Origin of the sequence: Marinobacter daepoensis DSM 16072 (assembly GCF_000421165.1) — a bacterium.
Classification (GTDB): Bacteria; Pseudomonadota; Gammaproteobacteria; order Pseudomonadales; family Oleiphilaceae; genus Marinobacter; species Marinobacter daepoensis.
Genome location: NZ_ATWI01000008.1, coordinates 580,557 through 597,962, shown reverse-complemented (window position 1 = coordinate 597,962; position 17,406 = coordinate 580,557). Strand labels below are relative to the sequence as shown.

Below are 17,406 nucleotides of genomic sequence, written 5' to 3'. Positions count from 1 at the left end.
ACCGTTATCCCAGTTTGCGATTAATGCGGTCCAGCACACCACTGACCAGCGGCCAGGCCAGTGCACTGGTTGCTGCGGGCCACAAATAGCTGAAGCCCGCACCCTCGGCTCCCAGCACCTGTTTCACAAAATGCACCAGCATCTGATTGATACCCAGCAACAGAAATACCATCAGACACTGTTGTGGAAGCGGGTACATCCGCAACCGCTGGTGAATGGTGAGTACCAGAAATGCAATCAGTGCCATCCCCATGGCATTCACACCCAGAGGTGTGGATTCAAGAATATCCAGCAATAAACCAAGGCACCACGCCATCAGAATGCCGAATTGAGCAGGTGCCCGGAACGTCCAGTAGAACACGATGAGCCCCAGCCATTCCGGGCGAAACTCAAACCAGTCCACCGGAAACAGCGAAATACTCAAAACCAGAGACAACACCACAGTGACGACAAACAGCGGATAACTGATAACCGACAACATCAGAGTTCTTCCCCATCGGCGGGAGGCGCTTCCTCAACCACGGGCTCCGAACGTGTTTCAGGCTGAAAAACAACCAACACAAGGCGACTCTGGCTAAGCCGGGCCTTCGGAGTTGCCCGGATCGTGACAAACGGTTCCCCTGGCTCTTTGACAATAGAGCTGACTTCGGCGACCGGGTAGCCTCTGGGAAACCGACCACCCAACCCCGAACTCACCAACATGTCACCTTCGCGAATATCAGCGGTGTCAGGCACGTGCACCAGATCCAGTTCGTCCGTCTCACCGTTGCCTATAAGGATCGAACGCAGCCCATTCCTCACTACCTCAACAGGCACGGCATGGCTGCTATCAGAAACCAGCAGTACTCTTGAGGCAAACTGGCTGGTTTGTACCACTTGCCCCATCAACCCCTCGGCATCCAGCACGGCCTGGCCCATGGTCAAGCCATCACTCTCGCCCTTGTTGATAATGATTTCGTGGGAAAAGGGGTCCGGGGAGACTCCCACAACCTCACCGACAATCACGCGGTCATCCAGAATTTCCGAAGAGTTCAGCAGTCGGCGCAGTTCGTTATTTTCAGAGGCAAGCGCAGCGTACTTGAGGGCACGCCGCTCAAGAATCAGCAATCGGGTTTTGAGTTCTTCATTTTCCTGCTGCAGGTCATCGCGGCTAACAAAAAGTCCGGAAAACCAGTCCGTAAAAGCATAGGGCGCATTGCCAAGCCAGTAAACCGGCGCCAGCCCTGTCGCCAGGGCACTCCGGACCGGGGTTAGCTTATCAAAACGCGCATCGGCAGCGATCAACGCTGCCGATAGCAAAACAACAAGAAAAAGCCGGAAGCCGGGAACCGGTCCCTGGACGAATATGGTTTTAATGGCTTAGCCCTCCCACAGGATTATCCCTCCTGGGAGAACATTCCGATGCCACCACGATCAATCACTTCCAGGGCCTTGCCGCCACCACGCGCTACGCAGGTGAGCGGGTCCTCAGCAATGATCACCGGCAAACCGGTTTCTTCACTGATGAGCTTATCCAGGCCACGCAGCAAAGCGCCCCCGCCAGTCAGCACAATACCACGCTCGGCAATGTCCGACGCCAGCTCGGGTGGAGATTGCTCCAGTGCGCTCTTCACCGTCTGGACGATCTGGGCAAGAGACTCCTGCAGCGCATCCAGAATTTCCTCGCTGTTCAGGGTGAATGCACGGGGAACGCCTTCCGCCAGATTCCGGCCACGAACGTCAATTTCACGAACGTCCAGCCCCTCATACGCACAACCAATTTCGTGTTTGATACGCTCGGCGGTTGAATCACCAATCAGGCTGCCGTAGTTGCGGCGCACATAGGTGACCACTGCCTCGTCAAACTTATCGCCGCCCACCCTCACGGATTCAGCATAGACAATGCCGTTAAGGGAAATAATCGCGATTTCCGTTGTACCACCACCGATATCAACGATCATGGAACCACTGGCTTCTTCCACCGGCAAGCCCGCTCCGATCGCTGCGGCCATGGGTTCTTCAATCAGGAAAACCTCGCGGGCACCCGCTCCCAGAGCTGACTCGCGAATCGCCTTACGTTCTACCTGAGTGGATTTGCTGGGCACACAGACCAGCACCCGGGGGCTGGGGGTGATAAAGCTGTTTTCGTGTACTTTGTGAATAAAATGCTGAAGCATTTTTTCAGTGACAACAAAGTCGGCAATCACGCCGTCTTTCATCGGACGGATGGCGGTAATATTGCCTGGAGTCCGACCCAGCATCCGTTTGGCTTCGGAACCGACAGCAGCAACCATTTTCTGGGAATTATTGGTGCGAATGGCTACGACAGAAGGTTCATTCAGGACAATGCCGCGCTCGCGCACATAGATCAGGGTGTTGGCGGTGCCCAAGTCGATGGACAGGTCGCTTGAGAATATGCCTCGGAGTCTTTTGATTAACATTCGTGTTGTTTCAACCTGAGAGTTGCGGTTGCGGAAAAGAATGCGGCAACTTTAGCAGTGAGCACCTACTCAGGCAAGGCGCCATCCGGGCCTTGAGGCTTACCATTCTCACATTTTATGGCTTTACATGGGGCCAATATTGCCTGTGATTCTGCTAATATGTGCGCCTTATTTTGAATAGGTGCAAGGATACCTTGGGGAACTGCTTTCCAAAAACCCCTCCTTCGGCACATCCATGTGGCGCTTTTGTTCCGCCATCCATGGCGCCACAAATTTTTGGAAAGCAGTTCCCCAAGGCATCCCCGGACGGTGGCGCGACCTCAAGCCCAACCCGTCATCACCATTCGGACAACATTGCATTAAATTGTTTTCACACACGCTTTTGGAGGCAACGTGAGCATTTCCCGCGCGGACATTGAGAAAGTTGCCGTGCTCGCCCGCATCAAGGTGGATAGCGAGCAGGTTTCGGCTCTGGAGAAAGATCTGGGCAACATTCTGGATCTGGTGGATCAGCTGAGCGCCGCCGATACCGATTCGGTAGAGCCGATGGCCCATCCGCTGGATGCGGTTCAGAAGCTGCGGCCGGATGTGGTTACCGAGACCAATCAGCGGGAGGCGTTTCAGGCAATTGCGCCAGCCACCGAAGACGGGCTGTATCTGGTGCCCAGAGTAATTGAATGATTTGGTCGTCCATCAGAGATTTCGGGATTCATCATGCATAACAAGTCTGTAGCAGAGCTTTCCAGAGAACTGGAGAGTGGCACGATTTCGAGTGTGGAACTGACCCAGCAGTTCCTGGACCGTCTGAAAACAGAAGACGGCAAATATAACAGCTTTATTACCATCTCAGAGGAGCAGGCCCTGGCTGAAGCCAGAGTCGCCGATGAGATGCGCGCTGCCGGCAAGGCCAACGTCTGGACCGGCGTCCCCTTTGCCCACAAGGATATTTTCTGCACCAACGGCATTCGCACAACGTGCGGTTCGAAGATGCTGGAAAACTTTATCCCCCCATACGATGCCACGGTAACGGCGAACTTCAAGGCAGCCGGCGCGGTTTGCCTGGGCAAAACCAATATGGACGAGTTCGCCATGGGCTCTTCCAATGAATCCAGCTTTTACGGAGCGGTTACCAACCCCTGGGGACTCTCCAATGGCGACAAGCGGGTACCTGGCGGTTCTTCTGGCGGCTCTGCCGCTGCGGTTGCCGCTCGCCTGGTGCCAGCCGCAACAGGCACAGACACCGGCGGCTCCATTCGTCAGCCTGCAGCCCTGTGCGGCATCACCGGCCTGAAACCGACTTACGGCCGGGTTTCACGATACGGAATGATTGCCTTCGCCTCTTCTCTGGATCAGGGCGGCCCCATGGCCCGTACCGCCGAAGATGCAGCCCTGATGATGAATGTCATGGCAGGCCATGATCCAAAGGATTCCACCTGCATTGCTCAACCGGTGCCAGACTATACCTCAACCCTGAACGAGCCGCTGAAAGGCCTCAGAATCGGCCTTCCGAAGGAGTATTTCAGCGACCAGTTGTCTCCGGCCATGGAGGAACAGGTACGCAACGCAATTCGCGAATACGAAAAACTCGGCGCAACCGTAAAAGAAGTCTCGCTGCCCAATGCAAAACTGGCCATTGCGGCTTACTACGTGATTGCACCCGCCGAGGCCTCTGCCAACCTGTCGCGCTTTGACGGCGTCCGTTACGGCTATCGCTGCGAAAACCCGAAAGACCTGATGGACATGTACACCCGCTCCCGGGCGGAAGGTTTTGGCAACGAAGTGAAACGCAGGATTCTGGTTGGCAGCTATGCACTGTCTGCAGGCTACTTCGATGCCTATTACCTGAAGGCTCAGAAAGTTCGCCGGCTGATTCAGCAGGACTTCCTCAATGCGTTCAGGGAAGTGGACGTGCTGATGAGCCCGGTGTCACCAACCCCCGCCTTCAGGCAGGGCGAGAAGAACACTGACCCAGTCTCCATGTACCTGGAAGACGTGTTCACCATCGCCATCAACCTGGCAGGCATTCCGGCCATGTCAGTACCGGCCGGGTTTGTCGACGGCTTGCCAGTAGGGCTGCAGATCATCGGGGATTACTTCTCCGAGGCCCGCCTGCTGAACGCCGCCCATCAATTCCAGCAGGTGACCGACTGGCACCAGCGTGAACCCCAATAAGCCCGGATTAGGAGACGAACACATGCAGTGGGATATCGTGATCGGGCTGGAAATTCACGTTCAGCTCGCCACCCAGACCAAGATTTTCTCCGGCTCCAGCACCGCCTTCGGTGCCGAGCCCAACACCCAGGCCAGCGCCGTCGATCTGGCCATGCCCGGCACCCTGCCGGTGCCCAATGAGCAAGCCTTCCGCTATGCGGTGATGTTCGGCCTGGCTACCAACGCCGAAATCGGCCGCCGCTCGGTGTTCGAGCGGAAAAACTATTTCTACCCGGATCTGCCCAAGGGGTATCAAACCACCCAGCTGGAGCAGCCCATTGTTGGCCCCGGCCATGTGGACATCGACCTGGCCGATGGCAGCACCAAGCGTGTACGCATTCACCATGCCCACCTGGAAGAAGACGCCGGTAAATCCCTGCACGAGGATTACCACGGCATGACCGGCATCGACCTGAACCGGGCGGGAACGCCGCTGATCGAGGTGGTCACCGAGCCGGACATGAACAGCGCCGAGGAAGCGGTAGCCTTTGCCAAAAAGCTGCACAGCCTTGTTACCTCCCTGGGCATCTGCGACGGCGATATGTCTCAGGGCTCCATGCGCTTTGACGTAAACATCTCCCTGAAGCCTAAAGGCAGCGACACCCTGGGCACCCGTACCGAAACCAAGAACCTGAACTCGTTCCGGTTCATGGAACAGGCCATCGCCCACGAAGTAGAGCGGCAGATGGACATTCTCGAAGACGGCGGCACCATCACCCAGGAAACCCGCCTGTACAACGGCGACCGGGACGAATCCCGCTCCATGCGCAGCAAGGAAGAAGCCAACGACTATCGCTACTTCCCCTGCCCGGACCTGCTGCCGGTGGAAATCGACGACGCCTTCATCGAAGACGCCCGTGCCCGCCTGCCGGAACTGCCGGATGCCCGCCGCGCCCGCTTCAAGGAGCAATATGGCCTGAACGACTACGACGCTGGCATTCTGTCTGCCGACGCCAAACTGGCCGTCTTCTTTGAAGAAACCGCAGAATACGGCAAAGATGCCAAATTGGCCGCCAACTGGATTCAGGGCGAATTTTCCGCGCGTCTGAACGCCGAGGATAAGTCCGTCGCCGAGTCGCCCATCACCGGTGCCCAGCTGGGTGCCTTGGTGGTACGCATCGCCGACAATACGCTCTCCTCTTCGGGCGCAAAGAAGGTGTTCGAGGCCCTGTGGACCGGCGAGAGCGACAGTGTGGACGCCATCATCGACGCCAAGGGCCTGAAGCAGGTATCCGATACCGGCGCGCTGGAAGCCATGGTGGATGAGGTTCTGGCCGACATGCCGGATCAGGTGGCGCAGTACCAGGGCGAAGAAGACCCGAAGAAGCGCAAGAAGATGCTGGGTGGCTTTATGGGGCCGCTGATGAAGGCTTCGAAGGGACAGGGAAATCCCAAGCTGTTCAACGAGATTCTTGTTCGCAAGCTGGGTGGCTAGACCTAGCCAGGTTAGGGCCCGCTATCTGGGCCCTAACCTGCCAACTTTGGTGCAGACAGGATTTGGGCTTTCTTCCCAAAAACCGCTACAAGCACATCCCTGTGCGCTTCTCTCCGGCCATCCATGGCCTCCGAAATTTTTGGGAAGAAAGCCCAAACCCAGCCAATCAAACGTGTTTGCAGCACGCTCGAAAAAACCGTGCTCAAAGGGCCCCGCATCATCAAGTAAGTGCGGAGGCTTGCGAGACGTTGATGAGCCACAGCGGAAGACTCAGAAGGCTCGGTGAACACGAACACCAACACTAAGAAGCCAACCGCCGAAACAACCGCTCAAACTGCGCAATATTCTGCTGGATATAGTCGATAAACGCCCGCATCGCAGGCGTAGGATGTCGCGCCTGGGGATAGACCACACACCAACTCCGCCGCAATGGAAAACCCGCAATCGGCAGCACCTGCAACGCCCCCAGCTTCAACTCCGACACCACACTCAGGCGCGGAATCACCGCCACCCCCAAACCCGCCAGCACACCATGCTTCACTGCATCATTCGACCCCAACTCCATCGATGGTGACAACTTCAGCCGGTGCTGCTGACAGTGCATCTCCAACGCGAGCCGACTGCCCGACCCCGGCTCGCGCACCAGCAACCGACTGTCGAGAAAATCCTGCGCCGTTACCGTACAAGTCTGCAATAGCGGATGCCCCGCAGGCACCACCGGCACCAGCTCGTTGTCCAGAAATGGCAATGAAGACAACGGCCGCTCCGAGGGCACCATGCCCATGATTGCCAGATCATCACTGTTATCGTTCAGGCGCTGCAAAGCAGCGGCGCGGTTGACCACGGCAACCGAGACATTTACCTGCGGGTTCAGTTGCAGAAACACCCCCAGGAGATAGGGCACCACATACTGGGCCGTGCTTACCGCCACCAGTTTCAGGTCACCCGCTACCCGCCCCTCCAGGGCCGCCAGTCTATCCTGAACTTCCGCCAGCTCCCGGAAGACCGCACTCACGCACAAAGCCATCTCCTCACCGGCAGCGGTGCAGTAGAGCTGGCGACCGACGTACTCAAACATGGGGGTGCCCAGCGCCTGTTCCAGGTGGCGCATCTGGCTGCTGACAGCGGGCTGGGTAAGCCCTAACAGGTCTCCTGCCCGGCTGTAGCTTTTCAGATCGTACACTGCCTTGAACACCTGCAATTGCCGGAAGGTCAGGCGGCTTGCGAGTTTCTGAATACTGAGCGGCATAGGCTTTCCCGAAAAAGATGACACATAAGGTATTTGTTATAGATAACCGAAATAATATCAATTTTTCCTCATCAATCATCCCGGTTAGGATTTTTTCACCTTCATTCGGGACGACGAAACGAGGAATCGCCCATGCTGAAGAAAATACTGATCGCCAATAGGGGCGAAATTGCGGTGCGCATTGTGCGGGCCTGCGCCGAGATGGGGATTCGTTCGGTGGCCATTTACACTGAGCCAGACCGCTATGGTTTGCATGTGAAGCGCGCCGACGAAGCCTACTCCCTGGGTGAAGACCCCATCTCCGGGTATCTGGATCCGGCCCGGATTGTGAACCTGGCAGCAGAGGTCGGCTGCGACGCCATCCACCCCGGGTATGGTTTTTTGTCGGAGAATGCCCGTTTTGCCCAATTGTGTGAGCAAAAAGGGCTGACGTTTATCGGCCCGAAGTCCGATGTCATTCACAAAATGGGCGACAAAACCCAGGCCCGGGATAGCATGCGGGCAGCGGGCGTCCCCATCACACCCGGCTCCGATGGCAACCTTCAGGATCTGAACGAAGCTCTGATACTCGCCAATGACATAGGCTACCCGGTGATGCTGAAAGCCACCTCTGGTGGTGGAGGCCGTGGGATTCGTCGGTGTGATTCCGCAGATGAGCTGAAAACCCAGTACCCGCGGGTGATCTCAGAGGCAACCAAGGCCTTTGGCTCGGCCGAGGTGTTCATGGAGAAATGCATCGTTAACCCGCGTCATATCGAAGTTCAGGTGCTGGCGGACAGCCAGGGGGACGCCATTCATCTGTTCGAGCGGGACTGCTCGATTCAACGCCGGAATCAGAAGCTGATCGAAATCGCCCCCAGCCCCCAACTGACACCGGAACAACGGCAATACATCGGCAACCTGGCAGTGAAAGCAGCCAAGGCCGTGGGTTATGAGAATGCCGGGACGGTGGAGTTCCTGTTGTCCGGCAACGAAGTCTATTTCATGGAGATGAACACCCGGGTGCAGGTGGAACATACCATCACTGAAGCTATTACCGGGGTAGACATTGTCCGGGAGCAACTGCGGATTGCCGCCGGCCTGCCGCTGAGCTATCGGCAGGAGGACATATCCTATCGGGGTTTTGCGCTGCAATTCCGGATCAACGCGGAAGACCCAAAAAACGACTTCCTGCCGAGTTTCGGACGTATTACCCACTACTACGCCCCTGGCGGCCCCGGGGTTCGGGTGGATACGGCCATCTACACCGGCTATGAAATCCCGCCCTACTACGACTCCATGTGCCTGAAACTGGTGGTCTGGGCACTCACCTGGGAGGAAGTGATCGCCCGAGGTAAGCGAGCGCTGGACGACATGCGACTGCACGGCATTACCACCACCGCCAGCTATTACCAGCAGATTCTGGATCATCCGGATTTCCAGGCGGGCAAGTTCGACACCAGTTTCGTGCCCAGCCACCCGGAATTGCTGAACTACTCCACCAAACGTCACCCCAGTGAAGTCGCGCTGGCCATTGCAGCCACCATTGCGGCCCATGCTGGCTGGTAATTCGAAGGAGCATTGAACATGAGCAAGACTAAAAAGATTGAAGTAACCGACCTGATCCTTCGCGATGCACACCAGTCCCTGATCGCGACCCGCATGCGCACAGAAGATATGCTGCCGATCTGCAACAGGCTCGATAAGGTCGGCTACTGGTCGCTGGAAGTCTGGGGTGGCGCCACGTTTGACGCCTGCGTGAGGTTTCTGAAAGAAGACCCCTGGGAGCGCCTGCGGCAATTGCGTGCAGCGCTGCCAAATACCCGCCTGCAAATGTTGCTGCGGGGGCAGAACCTTCTGGGTTATCGGCACTATGCCGATGATGTGGTTGAAGCCTTTGTGCAGAAGGCGGCAGACAACGGCATTGATGTGTTCCGCATTTTTGATGCCCTGAACGACCTTCGCAACCTGGAAACCGCCATGAAAGCGGTAAAAAAGGCCGGCAAACATGCCCAGGGTACCATCTGCTATACCACCAGCCCGGTTCACACTCCGGAACTGTTTGTAAAACAGGCACAGGAACTCAAAGCCATGGGCGCGGACTCCATCGCGATCAAAGACATGGCCGGGCTGCTCACGCCCTATGCCACCTACGAGCTGACAAAGGCCATCAAATCGTCCGTAGACCTGCCCCTGGTTATTCACAGCCACGCCACAGCTGGCCTGGCCGCCATGTGCCAACTGAAAGCCATCGAAGCCGGTGCAGACCGGATTGATACCGCCATTTCCGCCTTCGCCAATGGGACCAGCCATCCGGCAACCGAGTCCCAGGTCGCAGCTCTGAAAGGCACCGAACACGACACAGGGCTGGACCTGGAACTGCTGAACGAGATTGCCGACTACTTTCGGGAAGTGCGGAAGAAGTATCACCAGTTCGAAAGTGAATTTACCCGTGAAGACGTTTCGGTGCAGATCAATCAGGTACCAGGCGGTATGATGTCCAACCTGGCCAATCAGCTCAAGGAACAGAACGCCCTGGACCGGATTCGGGAAGTCTTCGATGAAATTCCACGGGTGAGGAAAGACCTGGGTTATCCTCCTCTGGTAACGCCTACCTCCCAGATCGTTGGGACTCAGGCAGTCTACAATGTCTTGGCCGGCCAGCGATACAAGACCATCACCAACGAGGTTAAACGTTACCTGCAGGGCGGTTACGGTCACCCCCCCGCCAAGGTCAATACCGAGATCCAGAAGAAAGCCATTGGCAACGAGACGGTGAATGAGGGCAGGCCGGCCGACTTGCTCAGTCCGGAGCTGAATAAATTGCGAGAAGACATTGGTCGTCTGGCCAGCTGTGAGGAAGATGTGCTCACATACGCTATGTTCCCGGACTTGGGCCGAGAATTTCTGCAGCAGCGCAACGACGGCACCCTGACGCCAGAAGAACTGCTTCCGGCCGGGCAAAAGGGACGGGACCGGCTGGGTGCTGCGGTGGCCACCGAGTTCCGCATCGATGTCCATGGCGAAACCTACGAAGTGGCGGTCACCGGCGCGGGCGCCTCAGGCCCGGGCAAGCGCAAGCTTTACCTGTCGCTGGACGGTATGCCACAAGAAGTCGTGTTCGAATCGCTCAATGAGTACGATGCGCCCGGCAACAGCAAGGGCCGCAAGCAAGCCACTGACCCGGGCCACGTTACAACGACCATGCCCGGAAACGTGGTCGACGTTCTGGTCAGTGAAGGCGATACGGTAGTCGCAGGCCAGGCGGTTCTGATCACCGAAGCCATGAAAATGGAAACCGAAATACACACCAGCGTAGACGGCTCCGTGCAGGCGGTTTACGTCACCAAAGGCGACCGGGTTACTCCGGGCGACGTATTGATTGAAATTGCCTGATCGACAGGAGGAAAGTTAATGGAACACATTGTTCGTGGCGTACTGGATTTCCGCAAGAACGTCTATCCGGAGCGCAAGGATCTGTTCCGATCACTGGCCGACAGCCAGAACCCGGATGTACTGTTCTTCACCTGCTCCGATTCCCGCATCGACCCGAACATGCTCACCGGCTCCAACCCAGGTGATCTGTTCATCTGCCGGAACGCAGGTAACGTCATACCGCCCCACAGTAACGAAACCGGAGGCATGACCGCCTCCATTGAATACGCAGTCGCCGTACTGCAGGTGCGGCACATCATCGTCTGCGGCCATACCGATTGCGGCGCCATCAAGGGGGCGCTGGATATTCCGGCTCTGAAGGGCCTGCCACACGTTAAAGAATGGCTTGGCCATTGCCGCTCCGCGATGGAGATTGTCCGGGAACGACACAGCATTCCCGTAGACCAGCCTCTGGACAGCAAGTACCTCAATGAGGCCATTGAGGAGAATGTGCTCCAGCAGGTCCAGCACTTGCGCACGCACCCCGTGGTCGCTGCAAAGCTCGCAACCGGAAAAATCGAGGTGCATGGCTGGGTGTACGACATCAAGTCTGGCGGCATTCGTTGCTGCGGACGAGACAGCATCGAATTCAAGGATTTTGACGACTACTACGCCACCACCATCGCAAAAGTAGAAAAAGACTGACCCCAAAACGACAACGCCCCGGGTTTCTACCGGGGCGTTGTCGTTTTTGTGGGCTGCTCTTCAACTACCGGATCAGTTCCGCCCACAAATCATGTTCATCCGCTTCCTCAACCACAGCACGTACAACCTGCCCCGGCTGAAGACCGGTTTCACCGTTCAGGTAGACCATACCGTCGATTTCCGGCGCGTCGGCCTTTGAGCGACCAATAGCGCCTTCTTCATCCACTTCATCAATCAGAACATCGATGGTAGAGCCAACCCTGGCCTGCAACCGGGCCGCGGAAATCTCAGCCTGTTTAGCCATGAAGCGAGCCAGCCTCTCCTCTTTCACGTCTTCCGGTACGGCGCCTTCCAGCTCATTGGCTGGAGCGCCTTCCACCGGGCTGTAGGTAAACGCCCCGACCCGATCGAGCTGAGCCTCGTCCAGCCAGTCCAGCAGGTACTGGAAATCTTCTTCCGTTTCCCCCGGGAACCCGACAATAAAGGTAGACCGAATCGTTAGCTCCGGGCAGATTTCACGCCATTTCCGGATACGTTCCAGAGTCTTGCTGTCGTGGGCCGGACGCTTCATGGCCTTAAGAACTTTGGGGCTGGCATGCTGGAACGGGATATCCAGATAAGGAAGGATCTTCCCCTCCGCCATCAGAGGAATGATGTCATCCACATGAGGATAAGGATAGACATAGTGCAAACGCACCCAAACGCCCATGTCACCCAAGGCCTCACACAACGCCTGCATCTTGGTTTTCAGCGGCCGGCCCTGCCAGAAACCGGTCCTATACTTGACGTCGACACCGTAGGCGGAGGTGTCCTGCGAAATCACCAGAATTTCCTTCACGCCGGCATCCACCAAGCGCTGTGCCTCATCCATGACATCGCCAATCGGGCGACTTACCAGATCACCTCGCATCGATGGGATAATGCAGAACGTACACCGGTGGTTGCAGCCTTCGGAGATTTTCAGGTAGGCGTAATGGCGCGGAGTCAGCTTAACCCCCTGAGGGGGGACCAGATCAACAAACGGATCATGCTGTTTCTTTGGCGGCACATACTGGTGTACCGCACCCACCACTTCTTCGTAGGCATGAGGCCCGGAGACCGCCAACACTCCCGGGTGGGTTTCCCGGATTTTGTCCGCCTCAACCCCCATGCAACCGGTCACGATAACTTTACCGTTCTCATTAATGGCTTCCCCGATCGCGTCCAGAGACTCCTGTTTAGCCGCATCTATAAAGCCACAGGTGTTCACAACCACGATGTCGGCATCGTCGTAAGTGGGCACCACATCGTAACCATCCAGTCTTAACTGGGTCAGGATACGCTCAGAATCTACCAGCGCCTTCGGGCAACCAAGGCTGATGAAGCCTACTTTTCCGCCCTGGGGCGTATCGTGCGTTTTCTCGGTCATAAAAGCCTGCGGGGTGTCCGGAGCAATGCTCCCGATGAATGTAGAAGGGATTTTACCCCACGACTGGTTCCTCTGCAGCAGTTGCTGACAGCCAACGAGCCCCCGAAACCAGATGATGCAGATCAAGTTCTCCATCAAAACTGTGACGCCGTGTTCAGAAACCACCCAAAAAACTGACACAATAACCGACAGACTTCTTGCTGTGCACTTTTTAAACAATTAAACTTTCAATCGCTTATACGTTTTTCTGGAAGACGTTTATGGGACAGGCAACCTCTTTTCAAACCAAACACGCCAGAAGAGTGAACATGAAACCTCTTGCCGCCAAACCCAACCTGCGCAACCAGCAGCGAGTGGACGTTTCAACCGACATTACCATTGAGAAAACCGATGGCTGCTGCCTGACCTGTCAGGTCTCCAACCTGTCCCGTTCCGGAATCATGATTTCCTGCAGTCAGGAAATGGTCAGACAGCTTGTACCCGGCCTGAAAACGCCCGCCCCGGGCAACTGGATTGGTGTCACCACTCGTTTCTCGGTACCGGTGATTGCCTCTCAACCTGTCACTGTGCTGGCCGATGGCAACATTGTTCACATGCGCCGCATCGCCCGGGATGAGTTCCAGGTCGGCATTCAGTTCTGTGAATTCGAAGGTAATGGCTTCGACTACGTCGATCGCTACGTTGCCAGGTTGCTCTCAGACGCTCGTCACCTCTGCGGCAAAGGAACCTGACCGCGCGCCCTCCTGCAAGCGGCTTTCCCGGAAAACCCGCTACAGCACAGGAAGCGGGCTATATTATTAGAACTTTAAATTCTCAAAGCCGATCTTCTTATACCCTAAGAAGCTCTGATATAGTGGTTCATTCGAAATAACAGCCATTACTTCGCCCTCCATGGCAACGGATGAACATGACCACATACAACCTCACGCATCTCAAGCAACTGGAAGCCGAGAGCATCCATATCATCAGGGAAGTGGCCGCCGAGTTTGATAACCCGGTCATGCTCTATTCCATCGGCAAAGACTCTGCCGTGATGCTGCACCTTGCCCTGAAAGCGTTTTATCCCGGCAAACCACCCTTCCCGCTACTCCACGTTGATACCACCTGGAAATTCCGGGACATGATCACTTTCCGGGATAACGTGGTGGAAAAGTTCGGCCTGGACCTGCTTGTGCACATCAACGAAGAAGGCGTCAGGCAAGGCGTTGGGCCGTTCAGCCATGGCAGTGCCAAACACACCGATGTCATGAAAACCCAGGCGCTGAAACAGGCTCTGAACAAATACAAGTTCGACGCCGCCTTTGGCGGTGCACGCAGGGATGAGGAGAAGTCTCGCGCCAAGGAACGCGTGTATTCCTTCCGCGACGAGCATCACCGCTGGGACCCCAAAAACCAGCGGCCGGAACTTTGGAACACATACAACGGCAAGGTCAACAAGGGCGAAAGCATTCGGGTCTTCCCTCTGTCTAACTGGACCGAACTGGACATCTGGCAGTACATCTATCTGGAGAACATCGACATTGTACCGCTCTACTACGCGGCAGTACGCCCGGTTGTAGAAAGAGATGGCACCCTGATTATGGTCGATGATGACCGTATGCCGCTGAAAGAAGGCGAGAAACCGATGATGAAGTCGGTCCGTTTCCGCACACTCGGTTGCTACCCGCTGACCGGTGCGATCGAATCCGAAGCCAACACACTGCCCGACATCATTCAGGAAATGCTTCTGGCCACCAGTTCAGAACGGCAGGGCCGGGTGATTGACCACGACTCAGCAGGCTCCATGGAACAGAAAAAGCGGGAAGGGTACTTCTAAGATGTCACACCAGTCTGATCTTATTGCTGACGATATTCAGGCCTACCTGAAACAGCACGAAAACAAAGAACTGCTGCGCCTGCTCACCTGCGGCAGCGTGGACGATGGTAAAAGTACCCTGATCGGCCGCCTGCTGCACGACACCAAAATGATCTATGAAGATCATATGGCGAGCCTGAAAAGCGATAGCGCGAAAATGGGCACCACGGGTGAAAAACTGGACCTGGCCCTGCTGGTCGATGGCCTTCAGGCCGAAAGGGAACAGGGCATCACTATTGATGTGGCTTACCGCTATTTCAGCACCGACAAACGCAAGTTTATCATCGCCGACACCCCGGGCCACGAACAGTACACCCGCAACATGGCCACCGGAGCTTCAACCGCGCAACTTGCCATCCTGATGATTGATGCCAGGCACGGCGTGCTGACTCAGACCCGACGCCATTCCTACATCGCATCGCTGTTAGGCATACGCCATATCGTGGTTGCCGTGAACAAGATGGACCTCGTGGATTTCCGTGAAGATCGCTTCAACGAAATTCGTGAAGAGTACCTCGCATTCGCCTCCCGACTGGGCCTCAAGGACATTCGCTTCGTACCCATCTCGGCTCTGGATGGTGACAACGTCGTCAACCGGAGCGACAACACTCCGTGGTTTACCGGGCAGCCGCTCATGGACATCCTTGAAACAGTGGAAGTCTCCCGTGACAAGAACCTGGAGCATTTCCGCTTCCCGGTACAGTATGTCACCCGCCCGAACCTGAACTTCCGGGGTTTCTGCGGCACCATTGCCTCAGGGGTGATCCGTCCGGGCGATGAGGTGATGGCCCTGCCCTCACGCCGCACCAGCAAGGTCCGGGAAATTGTGACCTTTGACGGTAATCTCGACGAAGCCTACATCGACCAGGCCGTTACCCTGACGCTGGAAGACGAAATCGACATCAGCCGTGGCGACATGCTCGTAAAAGTGGACGACGAGCCGGAAGTCCACAACCGGTTTAATGCAAACCTTGTCTGGATGACCGACGCACCGCTGGAAACCGGCCGTCTTTACGACATCAAGCTGGGACCGACCTTCACGTCTGGAACCGTGAAAAAGATTCATCACCAGACGGATGTAAATACTCTGGAACAACAAGCGAACCCGCATCAGCTGGCCCTGAACGAGATCGGCCTGTGCGAACTGACCCTGAACCAGCCGGTCGCCTTTGACGCCTATCAGCGCAACCATGCTACCGGCAGTTTTATCGTGATTGATCGCCTGACCAACGTCACCATCGGAGCAGGCATGATCGCAGGCCTCGCCGATGGCCTGGAATCTCTGGACCCTGTAGCGCCCGAAGAACGCGAACGGCGCCTGGCCCAGAAACCGGCCATCATTGCCTGCAACGGCAAGCATGCTCCAGAACTGGCGCTCGCGGTTGAACGTGCGCTGTTCGATCAGGGCAAAACGGCGGTGGTGGTCTCGGAAGAAAACGCAGGCGACGCCGACGAACGCCGACGGGTCGCCCAACTGTTGACGTCCCACGGGCTGGTGGCTATCGCCGTCAACCTGGGCTCTGAGATCGCCAACGCCAGCACCAACGCCGAATCCGAGGCTGAGATTCCCGGTGCCGTATCAGCGCTGGTCCAGGAGCTGATCCGCGGCAAACGAATCTGACCCCATCACCGGCCCACAGCCACCCCCGGCCCGAGCCCTCACTTCGGGGCCGGGGTTTCTTTCTCTGCCATCCATGGCACAATCACGCTCCGCCAAGCTGACCTAACCTGACAGGAGCCGCCCCATGGCCATCAAACACCTGCGCACTGCGTTCGCAAGCCAATACCAACCCGGCCAACCTGCCCGGCTTGTTGCCGGCGAAGCCCTGCAGGAGCCCGGCGGTGATTACGAAGCGCTGCACAAGCAGATGAAGCGCCTGTTCAACAGCAAGCCTGGCAAAAAATACGGTCGTTTTTCAGAGGACATTGGCGAGTGCCCGTTCAGCGCCTGGCTCAAGGATTATCTGGAAGACAAGCAAACCTTTCCCGCCATGACCGACCGCCTGTTCGGCCAGTGGCAAGAACTGCTGACCGGCAGCCAGGAAGAGTTTGACGGCCATCTGATGATCGTGCACGACGCCCTGGCTGATGCCGAAGTGGTGTACCTGTTTATTCTGGAAACCGACAGCGCCATGCGTTTCGACGGCAGCCAGAAACTGGATGCCACCGACGTGCTGAGCCTCTCACGCCTGAACCTGGCGGTCAGAATCGAGCTGGATGACTGGCTGAACGGCAACGGCAGCGACAACTACCTGACCCTCATCCACGGCCGCGGCACTGGCGACCCGGGCGACCTGTTCATCCGCCTCTGCGCGTTTACGAACAGCGTGGATGTTGAGAAAGAAACCATGACCTTTCTGGATGCCGTGGAAGCGTTTGCCAAATCTTCCGAACCAGAAAAGGCCGGCGAAGTAAGGGCCAAAGCTTACGAATTCTGCAAAGACCAGCATGCACTGGGCGAACCGGTAGAGATCCAGGCGCTTTCAAACTATCTGGACGAAAGCCAGCCGGAGCGTTTTAAAGATTTCGCCAGCCAGAATGCCGAATTACCGGAAACCGGCGTACTGCACCCGGACCATCGAAAAGTGAAAAAACTCGTCCGCATCGCCGGCTCCGGCGGGGGCATGAGCGTGTCCTTCTCCTCAGACCTGGTTAACCAGGCTGTCTACTACGACCGGGATAAAGACGCCCTCACCATCACGCGACTGCCCAAGGCCCTGCGAGAGCAATTGCAGCGTTATCTGGAAGCCCGGGAAGACTAAGCCCAGG

The 17,406-nt window shown here is 56.7% G+C and carries 15 protein-coding genes; 10 read left to right on the top strand and 5 right to left on the bottom strand.

What is annotated here, in order from left to right:
* Window positions 1–4: 4 nt before the first annotated feature.
* The 3 genes from mreD to K325_RS0103340 are packed head-to-tail and all read right to left on the bottom strand — an operon-like array spanning window position 5 to window position 2,420.
* On the bottom strand, window positions 5–481 hold the full coding sequence (gene mreD / locus K325_RS0103350) for a rod shape-determining protein MreD (protein WP_029652841.1): 477 nt from the start codon (window positions 479–481) through the stop codon (window positions 5–7).
* A complete protein-coding gene (gene mreC, locus K325_RS0103345; RefSeq protein ID WP_084694150.1) occupies window positions 481–1,347 on the bottom strand; it encodes a rod shape-determining protein MreC in 867 nt (288 codons plus the stop codon). The genes mreD and mreC overlap by 1 nt, the downstream gene beginning before the upstream one ends.
* Before the next feature lie 29 nt (window positions 1,348–1,376).
* Complete coding sequence (locus tag K325_RS0103340) at window positions 1,377–2,420, bottom strand: rod shape-determining protein (protein ID WP_029652839.1); 1,044 nt, start codon at window positions 2,418–2,420, stop codon at window positions 1,377–1,379.
* A gap of 393 nt (window positions 2,421–2,813) precedes the next feature.
* On the opposite strand from K325_RS0103340, the gene gatC reads away from it, so the two are divergent.
* From gatC to gatB, 3 genes are read left to right on the top strand one after another with little or no spacing between them, the layout of a single operon-like run.
* Window positions 2,814–3,101: an Asp-tRNA(Asn)/Glu-tRNA(Gln) amidotransferase subunit GatC gene (gene gatC, locus K325_RS0103335; protein ID WP_029652838.1), complete on the top strand. Its 288-nt coding sequence runs from the start codon at window positions 2,814–2,816 to the stop codon at window positions 3,099–3,101.
* Window positions 3,102–3,134: 33 nt separating this feature from the next.
* Entirely contained in the window at window positions 3,135–4,592 is a 1,458-nt protein-coding gene (gene gatA, locus K325_RS0103330; RefSeq protein WP_029652837.1) for an Asp-tRNA(Asn)/Glu-tRNA(Gln) amidotransferase subunit GatA, read from the top strand.
* Between the two features lie 22 nt (window positions 4,593–4,614).
* On the top strand, window positions 4,615–6,066 hold the full coding sequence (gene gatB / locus K325_RS0103325; RefSeq protein WP_029652836.1) for an Asp-tRNA(Asn)/Glu-tRNA(Gln) amidotransferase subunit GatB: 1,452 nt from the start codon (window positions 4,615–4,617) through the stop codon (window positions 6,064–6,066).
* A gap of 301 nt (window positions 6,067–6,367) precedes the next feature.
* Here the strand turns inward: gatB and K325_RS0103315 are convergent, their stop codons facing one another.
* Complete coding sequence (locus tag K325_RS0103315; RefSeq protein ID WP_029652835.1) at window positions 6,368–7,315, bottom strand: LysR family transcriptional regulator; 948 nt, start codon at window positions 7,313–7,315, stop codon at window positions 6,368–6,370.
* Window positions 7,316–7,447: 132 nt separating this feature from the next.
* Between K325_RS0103315 and K325_RS0103310 the strand changes: the two genes are divergently transcribed.
* Genes K325_RS0103310 through K325_RS0103300 form a run of 3 tightly spaced genes read left to right on the top strand, consistent with a single transcriptional unit; the run spans window position 7,448 to window position 11,374 of the window.
* Window positions 7,448–8,863 carry an acetyl-CoA carboxylase biotin carboxylase subunit gene (locus K325_RS0103310; protein WP_029652834.1) on the top strand — a complete coding sequence of 472 codons (1,416 nt, stop codon included), beginning with the start codon at window positions 7,448–7,450 and terminating at the stop codon, window positions 8,861–8,863.
* Window positions 8,864–8,881: 18 nt separating this feature from the next.
* Complete coding sequence (gene oadA / locus K325_RS0103305; RefSeq protein WP_029652833.1) at window positions 8,882–10,690, top strand: sodium-extruding oxaloacetate decarboxylase subunit alpha; 1,809 nt, start codon at window positions 8,882–8,884, stop codon at window positions 10,688–10,690.
* An 18-nt stretch (window positions 10,691–10,708) separates the two neighbouring features.
* The gene (locus tag K325_RS0103300) at window positions 10,709–11,374 is read left to right on the top strand and encodes a carbonic anhydrase (protein ID WP_029652832.1); all 666 of its coding nucleotides are present in this window, start codon (window positions 10,709–10,711) and stop codon (window positions 11,372–11,374) included.
* Window positions 11,375–11,438: 64 nt separating this feature from the next.
* On the opposite strand, the gene rimO is transcribed toward K325_RS0103300, so the two are convergent.
* Window positions 11,439–12,782, bottom strand: a complete 1,344-nt coding sequence (gene rimO / locus K325_RS0103295; protein WP_029652831.1) for a 30S ribosomal protein S12 methylthiotransferase RimO — start codon at window positions 12,780–12,782, stop codon at window positions 11,439–11,441.
* A 308-nt stretch (window positions 12,783–13,090) separates the two neighbouring features.
* On the opposite strand from rimO, the gene K325_RS0103290 reads away from it, so the two are divergent.
* From K325_RS0103290 to K325_RS0103275, 4 genes are all read left to right on the top strand, one after another.
* A complete protein-coding gene (locus K325_RS0103290; RefSeq protein ID WP_029652830.1) occupies window positions 13,091–13,513 on the top strand; it encodes a PilZ domain-containing protein in 423 nt (140 codons plus the stop codon).
* Window positions 13,514–13,683: 170 nt separating this feature from the next.
* Window positions 13,684–14,598, top strand: a complete 915-nt coding sequence (gene cysD / locus K325_RS0103285; RefSeq protein WP_338047434.1) for a sulfate adenylyltransferase subunit CysD — start codon at window positions 13,684–13,686, stop codon at window positions 14,596–14,598.
* Between the two features lies 1 nt (window position 14,599).
* A complete protein-coding gene (cysN, locus tag K325_RS0103280; RefSeq protein ID WP_029652828.1) occupies window positions 14,600–16,258 on the top strand; it encodes a sulfate adenylyltransferase subunit CysN in 1,659 nt (552 codons plus the stop codon).
* Window positions 16,259–16,382: 124 nt separating this feature from the next.
* Window positions 16,383–17,399: a nucleoid-associated protein gene (locus K325_RS0103275; RefSeq protein WP_029652827.1), complete on the top strand. Its 1,017-nt coding sequence runs from the start codon at window positions 16,383–16,385 to the stop codon at window positions 17,397–17,399.
* Window positions 17,400–17,406: the final 7 nt, after the last annotated feature.

Excerpts from the sequence above, each read along its gene's own strand:
- mreD (WP_029652841.1), bottom strand. The coding sequence starts at position 481 with ATGTTGTCGGTTATCAGTTATCCGCTGTTTGTCGTCACTGTGGTGTTG.
- gatB (WP_029652836.1), top strand. The coding sequence starts at position 4,615 with ATGCAGTGGGATATCGTGATCGGGCTGGAAATTCACGTTCAGCTCGCC.
- rimO (WP_029652831.1), bottom strand. The coding sequence starts at position 12,782 with ATGACCGAGAAAACGCACGATACGCCCCAGGGCGGAAAAGTAGGCTTC.
- cysN (WP_029652828.1), top strand. The coding sequence starts at position 14,600 with ATGTCACACCAGTCTGATCTTATTGCTGACGATATTCAGGCCTACCTG.
- cysD (WP_338047434.1), top strand. The coding sequence starts at position 13,684 with ATGAACATGACCACATACAACCTCACGCATCTCAAGCAACTGGAAGCC.
- K325_RS0103340 (WP_029652839.1), bottom strand. The coding sequence starts at position 2,420 with ATGTTAATCAAAAGACTCCGAGGCATATTCTCAAGCGACCTGTCCATC.
- K325_RS0103310 (WP_029652834.1), top strand. The coding sequence starts at position 7,448 with ATGCTGAAGAAAATACTGATCGCCAATAGGGGCGAAATTGCGGTGCGC.
- oadA (WP_029652833.1), top strand. The coding sequence starts at position 8,882 with ATGAGCAAGACTAAAAAGATTGAAGTAACCGACCTGATCCTTCGCGAT.
- K325_RS0103300 (WP_029652832.1), top strand. The coding sequence starts at position 10,709 with ATGGAACACATTGTTCGTGGCGTACTGGATTTCCGCAAGAACGTCTAT.
- gatA (WP_029652837.1), top strand. The coding sequence starts at position 3,135 with ATGCATAACAAGTCTGTAGCAGAGCTTTCCAGAGAACTGGAGAGTGGC.
- K325_RS0103275 (WP_029652827.1), top strand. The coding sequence starts at position 16,383 with ATGGCCATCAAACACCTGCGCACTGCGTTCGCAAGCCAATACCAACCC.
- K325_RS0103315 (WP_029652835.1), bottom strand. The coding sequence starts at position 7,315 with ATGCCGCTCAGTATTCAGAAACTCGCAAGCCGCCTGACCTTCCGGCAA.
- K325_RS0103290 (WP_029652830.1), top strand. The coding sequence starts at position 13,091 with ATGAAACCTCTTGCCGCCAAACCCAACCTGCGCAACCAGCAGCGAGTG.